The 7,143-nt window shown below is 36.6% G+C and carries 13 protein-coding genes; 6 read left to right on the top strand and 7 right to left on the bottom strand.

Annotated elements, in window-relative coordinates; genetic code table 11:
• The coding region (mobQ, locus tag VXQ92_RS15215) for a MobQ family relaxase (protein ID WP_416682362.1) at nt 1–890 on the bottom strand (890 nt) is incomplete at its 3' end.
• 209 nt (nt 891–1,099) lie between these two features.
• Between mobQ and VXQ92_RS15210 the strand changes: the two genes are divergently transcribed.
• The 3 genes from VXQ92_RS15210 to VXQ92_RS15200 all read left to right on the top strand — a co-directional run bounded on the left by VXQ92_RS15210 (nt 1,100) and on the right by VXQ92_RS15200 (nt 2,153).
• A complete protein-coding gene (locus VXQ92_RS15210; protein ID WP_088749624.1) occupies nt 1,100–1,366 on the top strand; it encodes a mobilization protein in 267 nt (88 codons plus the stop codon).
• Nucleotides 1,367–1,383: 17 nt separating this feature from the next.
• On the top strand, nt 1,384–1,815 hold the full coding sequence (locus VXQ92_RS15205; RefSeq protein ID WP_004986359.1) for a hypothetical protein: 432 nt from the start codon (nt 1,384–1,386) through the stop codon (nt 1,813–1,815).
• Nucleotides 1,816–1,901: 86 nt separating this feature from the next.
• On the top strand, nt 1,902–2,153 hold the full coding sequence (locus tag VXQ92_RS15200; protein WP_004969151.1) for a hypothetical protein: 252 nt from the start codon (nt 1,902–1,904) through the stop codon (nt 2,151–2,153).
• Nucleotides 2,154–2,177: 24 nt separating this feature from the next.
• Here the strand turns inward: VXQ92_RS15200 and VXQ92_RS15195 are convergent, their stop codons facing one another.
• The 3 genes from VXQ92_RS15195 to VXQ92_RS15185 all read right to left on the bottom strand — a co-directional run bounded on the left by VXQ92_RS15195 (nt 2,178) and on the right by VXQ92_RS15185 (nt 3,199).
• The gene (locus VXQ92_RS15195) at nt 2,178–2,492 is read right to left on the bottom strand and encodes a BrnA antitoxin family protein (RefSeq protein WP_004728471.1); all 315 of its coding nucleotides are present in this window, start codon (nt 2,490–2,492) and stop codon (nt 2,178–2,180) included.
• Nucleotides 2,455–2,766, bottom strand: a complete 312-nt coding sequence (locus VXQ92_RS15190; RefSeq protein ID WP_004728473.1) for a BrnT family toxin — start codon at nt 2,764–2,766, stop codon at nt 2,455–2,457. The genes VXQ92_RS15195 and VXQ92_RS15190 overlap by 38 nt, the downstream gene beginning before the upstream one ends.
• 232 nt (nt 2,767–2,998) lie before the next feature.
• Entirely contained in the window at nt 2,999–3,199 is a 201-nt protein-coding gene (locus VXQ92_RS15185; RefSeq protein ID WP_416682361.1) for a hypothetical protein, read from the bottom strand.
• Between the two features lie 105 nt (nt 3,200–3,304).
• Here VXQ92_RS15185 and VXQ92_RS15180 point away from each other — a divergent pair, with 105 nt between their 5' ends.
• The 3 genes from VXQ92_RS15180 (at nt 3,305) to VXQ92_RS15170 (ending at nt 4,759) form a co-directional block, all read left to right on the top strand.
• Nucleotides 3,305–3,694: a hypothetical protein gene (locus VXQ92_RS15180; RefSeq protein WP_001190251.1), complete on the top strand. Its 390-nt coding sequence runs from the start codon at nt 3,305–3,307 to the stop codon at nt 3,692–3,694.
• 198 nt (nt 3,695–3,892) lie between these two features.
• On the top strand, nt 3,893–4,321 hold the full coding sequence (locus VXQ92_RS15175) for an organic hydroperoxide resistance protein (protein ID WP_005108699.1): 429 nt from the start codon (nt 3,893–3,895) through the stop codon (nt 4,319–4,321).
• Between the two features lie 6 nt (nt 4,322–4,327).
• Nucleotides 4,328–4,759 (top strand): MarR family winged helix-turn-helix transcriptional regulator, encoded by a 432-nt coding sequence (locus VXQ92_RS15170; protein WP_005108698.1) that lies wholly within the window; start codon nt 4,328–4,330, stop codon nt 4,757–4,759.
• Between the two features lie 315 nt (nt 4,760–5,074).
• Here the strand turns inward: VXQ92_RS15170 and VXQ92_RS15165 are convergent, their stop codons facing one another.
• The 3 genes from VXQ92_RS15165 to VXQ92_RS15155 form a co-directional block, all read right to left on the bottom strand.
• Nucleotides 5,075–5,611: a plasmid replication DNA-binding protein gene (locus VXQ92_RS15165; protein ID WP_004786457.1), complete on the bottom strand. Its 537-nt coding sequence runs from the start codon at nt 5,609–5,611 to the stop codon at nt 5,075–5,077.
• A gap of 67 nt (nt 5,612–5,678) precedes the next feature.
• The gene (gene repM / locus VXQ92_RS15160; protein ID WP_004282204.1) at nt 5,679–6,602 is read right to left on the bottom strand and encodes a replication initiation protein RepM; all 924 of its coding nucleotides are present in this window, start codon (nt 6,600–6,602) and stop codon (nt 5,679–5,681) included.
• A gap of 304 nt (nt 6,603–6,906) precedes the next feature.
• Nucleotides 6,907–7,143 (bottom strand): hypothetical protein (locus tag VXQ92_RS15155; protein WP_416682360.1); only part of this gene is annotated, 237 nt, incomplete at its 5' end.

Here is a 7,143-nt window from a genome sequence, read left to right as displayed (position 1 = left end):
AGCACTTTGCCAAGGGTTTCCCTCTGTTTTTCCTCAAACAGGGCTTTTTCGTCAATTGGTGGCGTTTTAGCGCTATTCTTGATTTGGATCTGCTGTTCTGTTTTCAGTTTGCTGAGTTTGATCTCATTTTCAGCAATTAGAACGTCCATATTTTTGTCGTATTGCAACTGAGCCTGATTTCTCTGTTTGATTTCATCATTGCTTCGGCTGATTTCGGTTTCGATGCCTCTTCTACGTAGTTGGGTGACTTTCGGTCCTTCGTGCAGGGTGGCTTCCAAGCCATTCTCCTGGTCTTTGTAGCTGCGGTGGTCAACTCTGGCTGTGGATCCGGCCAGATCCAGGTGCATATTGCAGATATTGGCAAAGTGTTCACGCCAGTGCTCGATTTCTCCACTGTGTTTCTGATCGAGTTCCCGGGTTTTCTCTGTAAAACCTTCTGGAGTGAGTTTACGTGTACTCATCAGGATATGGGCGTGATAATTGCGCTCATCACTGCCTGATCCGGTATGCGGTGCGTGAATACAGGCATCAACGGCTACCTGATGTTTTTTCACGATGCTGGCACATAATTCTTCGAGCATGGCCAGACGTTGTTCCTGGTTCAGTTCACTTGGAAAGGCAATTTCAAATTCCCGGGCTACAGTCGAGTTTTTTCGGGTTTCCCGTTGTTCAACTTCGTTCCAGAGTTTTTCTCGATTCTTTAAATGCTCCGGTGCTCCTTCTGGTAAATAAATTTCTTTGTATTCCACACCAGTTTTTCGGCTGTAGTCATGTTCTCGGCCTTCACGTTCACAATAGATCTTTTCACCTGCCCGATAGGCAATCGCAGCAGTGGCGGAACGCCCTGCTGATCGTGCTACGGTTTTGACTGAAAAGTGGTAAATCGCCATGCCTGTTTTTCGCTTTTAAATTTTCACCTAGTGAAATACAACCGTGAATACGGTTGTCGGGGTATTGGGGAGACCCCAATCGGACTTGCAAACGAAGTTTGCATAAGTGCGCTCTTCGAGGAAAACATTACTATACATATAGCACCTTGAATGCATATTCAAGTGCGCTTATGTTAGGGATGGTTTCCCAGGATGATGGTATTGGATTAATGAGCGTTACTGAAACACTAGACAGCAAAATTAAAGCCCAGGAAGAAAAGCTGAAACAGCTCAAAGCTCAAAGACAGGCAGCACTAGCAAGAGAACGAGCCAAAGAGAAAGAACAGGCAAGAAAGGATGATACCAGACGTAAGATTTTGATCGGATCCTGCATGTTGAAAATCACCGAAGATGATGAGCAAGCCAGAGCAAAACTGATTGCTCAGATGGACAAGTATTTGACTGATGAGCGTGACCGAAAGCTATTTAATCTATAAATTTTGAGAGATGAGTAGTGGAAGATTCAACACTTAATGAGTTAATACGTAATACAGAATTATTCTTTGAACATCACTGGAATGTAGATCTATTAGGAAAGCCTCCTGAATGGTCACCAGTACATTTTAATTTTGGAAAAATTCCTAATTACGATAAACAAGGTGTATATGCGTTTATCAAAGGAGATTTAGTGACTTATATCGGTGTTGGGACTTCTAGAGGGGCTGGCCGTTATCGTGGTAATGGCTTAAGCGCCAGGGTAATGAAATATTGCCGATGGAATGAAGATAAAACTGAATATATTGCGATAGATCCAAGACTGAAAGATGCTGGATCCATCATTACAATAGGCTTTGAACGTGATACGGCTTATTTAGCAAATGCCCTAGAAGTTTTTCTTATCTCTAAAATCCAACCTGTCCACAATGTAGTTAAAGTTGGTATGTAATTTCGCATAAGAGATTTTATGTTAAATAAGACTATTAAGATCAGTTATAATTATCTAATAAGTGATTAAAAATAATAAGGTAATTTATGTCTACATGGGTGTGGGTGCTTATTTATTTGGCAGTTAGCTTAATGTTCAAATGGATTATTTCATGGGGGGGAGCTGATTATATTAAAGGCTGGAAGAGTATCTTTTTCTTAGATATGGAATCAAGCTCATGGAATGAAGAACAGCTTAGAGCTATGGCTTTGTTTCTATGGATAGCATTTACCATTCTTTTTATTATAGGTTTAATTTACCCCGAATTTAGATTCTATAAGCTTAAAAATAGTTTGTAAAAAACGGAGCTTAAGCTCCGTTTTTTATGGATGATTTTTTAAATCATTCAGCATTGCATCACGTAAAATCTTATTCATACGTGTCTGATAGCCTTTGCCTTGTGCTTTTAGCCATTGCATAACATCTGCATCAATGCGTACTGTAGTCACTTGTTTAGTTGGCTTATAAAACGGATTTTGGACAGCATTTTTCCAAAAGCTTTCATCAAGTTCAGGAATGTCCGAAAAGTCTATTTCACTGTCTGGGCGTTTAGCCAGGGCTTCGAGTCTTGCCTTTTGTTCTTCAGACAAAACAGGAGGCTTATTCAAATCCATTTTGTAGGTAACGATTTTGCTCATATTGTTTCCTCTCTTTTTTCTCTGCCTGTCGTGCTGAAATAATACGGATATGATCAATCCCATTATGATCTTGTACAGTATGAGCCACTAATAAAACTGTCTGGCCGTGTACGAGACCTATCGCTTGCCAACGATATTCACCATTTTCAAAGCGATCCTGTTTGAAGACGGCATAAGCATCATAAAAAACCAATGTTGCATCTTCAAAAGCTACACCATGTTTTTTGAGATTTGTATCTGCTTTATGCTCATCCCATGAAAACTCAATTTCCATAGTTGCATCGCTTTTTGTTAATATAAAAATGTTAATACAAAATTGTAAATTTTGCAAAGTTCTTCCATTTTTTATTGGCAAAATCTTACAGAATCGAACATAAAAAAGCCGATTTGTTTCAAAATCGACTTTTTGCTGATTTCTTAGTCATGAGTAAATTTTTAAGTTATTGATAATAAAATTAATATACAAGTGTACTTCGTATAACCACCATTATGTTAAATCGGTTGATTTAAGCTTTCCTATTTACAGGTGACTTAAACATAATCCAACCCCAAATCATTCCAGCAACAATACAGATTGCTAAAAATATAGGCAATGAGCTAGCTTGAGGCTTATCTTGAATATATCGAAACGCAAAAGTAAGACAGGCAAAGGATATTCCCCAACCTAAACCACCATATAAGAAAATCCATTTAAATTTTTCGTTCATAACCAAATAATCAAATGATAATCATTATTTATAATATCGTGTAGCTACCTTTTGAGCTAGTATTGAATCAGAGGGCTTTCAGTTTTTAATAAAAAGAGATCATGCATGCAATCAGCATATTATTTAAAGAATTTCTTAGGATCATTCATTGGTTTGACAGTTGTAACTGGGATCGCATTAACGATTCTAGAATATACTCCTGAGCCCTATACATATATCGGCATTATCTTTGGGCTAAGTATTGTGTTTTTGGGGCTAACGTTAATTGGTTATACCAACGCAGCAACCCTATTGAACAATAAGATGAAACATACTCTGTATTTACATTCAATATTAGTAATTTTGCTGTTTGCCACAGACTTAATCTTCGGTAATAAGGATCTATTGTTTACTATTTTAAGAAATGTAGGTTTCTTTGTAGTGTTGCAATTTGGAGTCTATCTTTATGTGAAAAAACAGCCAATGAGCTTTAAAGAATTTCTAAAATTAACATAATGGGCGTTATGCGAAATTAGAAAAATGAGTTTATTGCACTGATATTTATCTTTTTTTTAAATTTTAGACCTGGGTTGGTGCCCAGGTTTTTTTATTGCGTATAACAGCCATTATGTTAAATCGCATATAAAAAATTTGACATAAATTAAATTTTATACAATTATATTGCACACAATATATTATTTAAAGGTAATTAAAATGAGTAATCTTTATTCTACCCAAGTTAAAGCAATCGGTGGACGTTCAGGGAATATTCGTAGTGAAGATGGTATCTTAGAACTAAAATTAGCTTTGCCAAAAGAATTAGGTGGTCGAGGTGATGCAACGAATCCTGAGCAATTATTTGCAGCTGGCTATGCTGCATGCTTTGGAAATGCCGTGATCCATGTAACTCGTAGCAATAAAGAACATAAAATCCGTGATAACGATGTAGAAGTCCTGAGTACTGTTGGCATGGTTGCTAATGGCAATGGTGGATTTTCCTTAACAGTACACTTAGATGTCACTCTTTCAGGTATTTCACAAGCTGATGCAGAGAAGATCGTGGAACAAACGCATCAAGTATGTCCTTATTCCAACGCTATTCGAGGTAATATACAGGTATCGACCACTGTCTATACCAAATAAAAAGCTATGTCCAAGAATCAGCTTTGCCTAGATGAGCAACTATGTTTTCCTATTTATGCTGCATCTAATTTAATCGTAAAAGCTTATCGTCCTTTTCTTACACCTCTCGGACTCACTTATCCTCAATATTTAGTGATGTTGGTTTTATGGGAAAAAGAATGTGTAAGTGTGGGTGATCTTGGACAAATTTTACACCTGGATAGTGGGACACTAACGCCCTTACTAAAAAGAATGGAAAAGTCTGAACTTATTAATCGATCACGTGATCCTAATGATGAAAGAAGAGTCCTTATTTCATTAAAAGAAAAGGGTCGAGAGCTACGAGCTGCCGCAGAAATGATTCCTAAAGAGCTGACTCAAAGTATTCAACTTGAAAATTTAAATAAACTAAAAGAAGAATTAAAGTCATTGGTTAAAGTGTTATCAGAGAAAATTTAAGAAATCTTATTATCTGGTGATATGAGTCACTATGATTCTGAAAATTAATTAATTTTTCTAAAATTAACATAATACACCTTATACGAAATGCGTTATAATTCTCTTGAAAATTCAACGCTGTAGTTTCTAGTTTCTAGTTTATAGCCCGAACATCCCTGTTCGGGCTTTTTTTATCTTTTTTAGTGTTCCACGCTTAATAAATAAGCAATTTTCCACGATTTTATTCAGTTTTAATAAACATCATCCGGTTTTTTGAGGAGTCATTATTTCATGTGCTTGCACTGAAATTGGCTCATCAAAAAAGTGGAGTCCTGGTTAACCGTAAGGAAGGAAAAAACGACTCAGGAAGCCCCTCTTTTTAGGTGTAGGCTCAATATGTTCTGGAACAGGGATGCGTTTGTTCTCTGGAGTAGTCAATCCGTCATAGTTCGATTCAGTCTGTGGCCGAGAATCTGTTGCTATATCCTGTTCAGATTCATGATCGGTAAACGTAGTCATATTGGCTTTTGGAGCTTCCAGTAAGCGCTGCATGGCCTCAATCTGTTCTTGATAAAACGATTCACGTTCTAATGATTGATTTTCTCTCTGTATTGCCTGATTTAATTGTTTTTCCAGCATGTCAACTTGACGTTTTAGCAAGTCAACTTCTGTTAAGTTATGCCTACTAGTTGATTGACTTTGGTTGACACTAGAATTGCTTTTTTGTGGTTCCCCAAAAACTCTCAAGGCTTCTGAAAAGTCAATTAATCCATCCGATCCTTTTGATAAATTTCCTTTCTTTATATGGGCATATACAGCTTGTCTTGAATATCCATATAATTTCGCTAGTTCTGAAACTGACAGTTTTTTCATTATGTAAACCAGTTTTCAAATAGTGTTAATAGTTGATTGTTAACTTTACTATGTCAATTGACATCATTCATTGAAAGCCGACTTTTCGAAGTAATGGCATAAATTCTTTTAATTTATTTGGCTCTTGCAGCATGGTTACAATCCGAGCAGCAAACTGTTCATAGCTTTCATTACCTTGTGAAAGTTTAGCCATCTCAGGAAGTTCTGATAATTTACTAGCAAATAAATATCGTTGTGCATCAGTCAAATTGATTTTTAGCTCTTTGTCCTGACTAATGTCATTGGCTGTATTTGTTGCTGACTTTTTCTGTTTGAAGCTAAATGAAAAGCCCGTAATGGATCTGCCGGTTTTATGTTGTTCAACTTTGACATTAATATCGGTATGTTCATTTACTTGCTTTAATGCAATGTCTAAAACATATTTCTTAAAATCGTACATCCTTTTGTATTCAGTCTCGAGTACACCTATTTTTTGTCTGAAATCGTAGATAGTTATAAGAGGCGTTTTTCCGGTACTACGCCACGCAATCAATATTTCATATAAGCGAACAGCATAAGCACTCGTTAAATTGCTTATTTGCTGTATCTCATACTTTGTAAATTGTTCTTCTAATCGAGTTATTAAAGGCACAATAGCTGGAGCAAAAATAAGTCTAACGACAGCCTCATTATCAATATAAGCAACCTCGCTTACCCATCTTGACTTGTGATTAATGACATTACCTTTTTCACTAAGACTTTGATAACTGAATTGTCTTGCAAATAGGTCATCGCAAGCATCTTTTAAGGCTTGATAAGCAGTATTTCGATGTACACCAAATTGATTGATATAACTTTCAGCATGAACTGTTAATGGATCATTAGCATTTATCCCTTTACCTGATTCCCTGGCTTCAACGATAGCTAAAAGAATTAATCGTTGTTCTACTAGATCAAGGTTATAACTAGCATTAATTAAAGCGTTATCTTTGACAATTAGTTCGGTTTTCATATGAAAAATTTATATTTTTAAGTCAATAAGACGAGGTTATATTATTAACTCGCTTAATGCAAGGTAAACCTCGTTTTAATGCAAGGTAAACCTCGTTTTAATGCAAGGTAAACCTCGTTTTAATGCAAGGTAAACCTCGTTTTATAATCTCTCAAAGCCTTATAAATTCAGGTTTACAGGCTATCTAAAAGCATTTAAAAGCTTAAAAATAATTAAAAGCATATTTCATTAAAAATTGCCCTTGGTTTTCGCTGCGCTCAAACTCTATTGAATCTCGCTTTCGCTCGATTCGTGGGGGCAATTTTTAGTTAATATTTTCGTGACTTTTAGAAAAAGCAAAAGCAAGATCAAAAGCAGCTCGGAATTCGCTTCGCTCATCAGCTTTTTTTCTCGCTACGCTCGGTTGGGAAAGCCAATTTGGAAAGTTCGCACCCATTCGGGATGCTCTGCTATGCAGGTGATTGATGGATAGGGAGCTTGTAATCAGGGAAAGGGATGGGCAAATTTTCTCAGTTCGCTCGTAGACACTCGCTCTGTTTAG

Source organism: Acinetobacter sp. 228 (assembly GCF_048147885.1).
This window is presented reverse-complemented; position numbering and strand designations above follow the sequence as displayed.

Coding starts and splice junctions, on each gene's coding strand:
- VXQ92_RS15180 (WP_001190251.1), top strand. CDS start 3,305: ATGCAATCAGCATATTATTTAAAGAATTTCTTAGGATCATTCATTGGT.
- repM (WP_004282204.1), bottom strand. CDS start 6,602: ATGAAAACCGAACTAATTGTCAAAGATAACGCTTTAATTAATGCTAGT.
- VXQ92_RS15185 (WP_416682361.1), bottom strand. CDS start 3,199: ATGAACGAAAAATTTAAATGGATTTTCTTATATGGTGGTTTAGGTTGG.
- VXQ92_RS15210 (WP_088749624.1), top strand. CDS start 1,100: ATGAGCGTTACTGAAACACTAGACAGCAAAATTAAAGCCCAGGAAGAA.
- VXQ92_RS15200 (WP_004969151.1), top strand. CDS start 1,902: ATGTCTACATGGGTGTGGGTGCTTATTTATTTGGCAGTTAGCTTAATG.
- VXQ92_RS15165 (WP_004786457.1), bottom strand. CDS start 5,611: ATGAAAAAACTGTCAGTTTCAGAACTAGCGAAATTATATGGATATTCA.
- VXQ92_RS15195 (WP_004728471.1), bottom strand. CDS start 2,492: ATGAGCAAAATCGTTACCTACAAAATGGATTTGAATAAGCCTCCTGTT.
- VXQ92_RS15190 (WP_004728473.1), bottom strand. CDS start 2,766: ATGGAAATTGAGTTTTCATGGGATGAGCATAAAGCAGATACAAATCTC.
- VXQ92_RS15170 (WP_005108698.1), top strand. CDS start 4,328: ATGTCCAAGAATCAGCTTTGCCTAGATGAGCAACTATGTTTTCCTATT.
- VXQ92_RS15175 (WP_005108699.1), top strand. CDS start 3,893: ATGAGTAATCTTTATTCTACCCAAGTTAAAGCAATCGGTGGACGTTCA.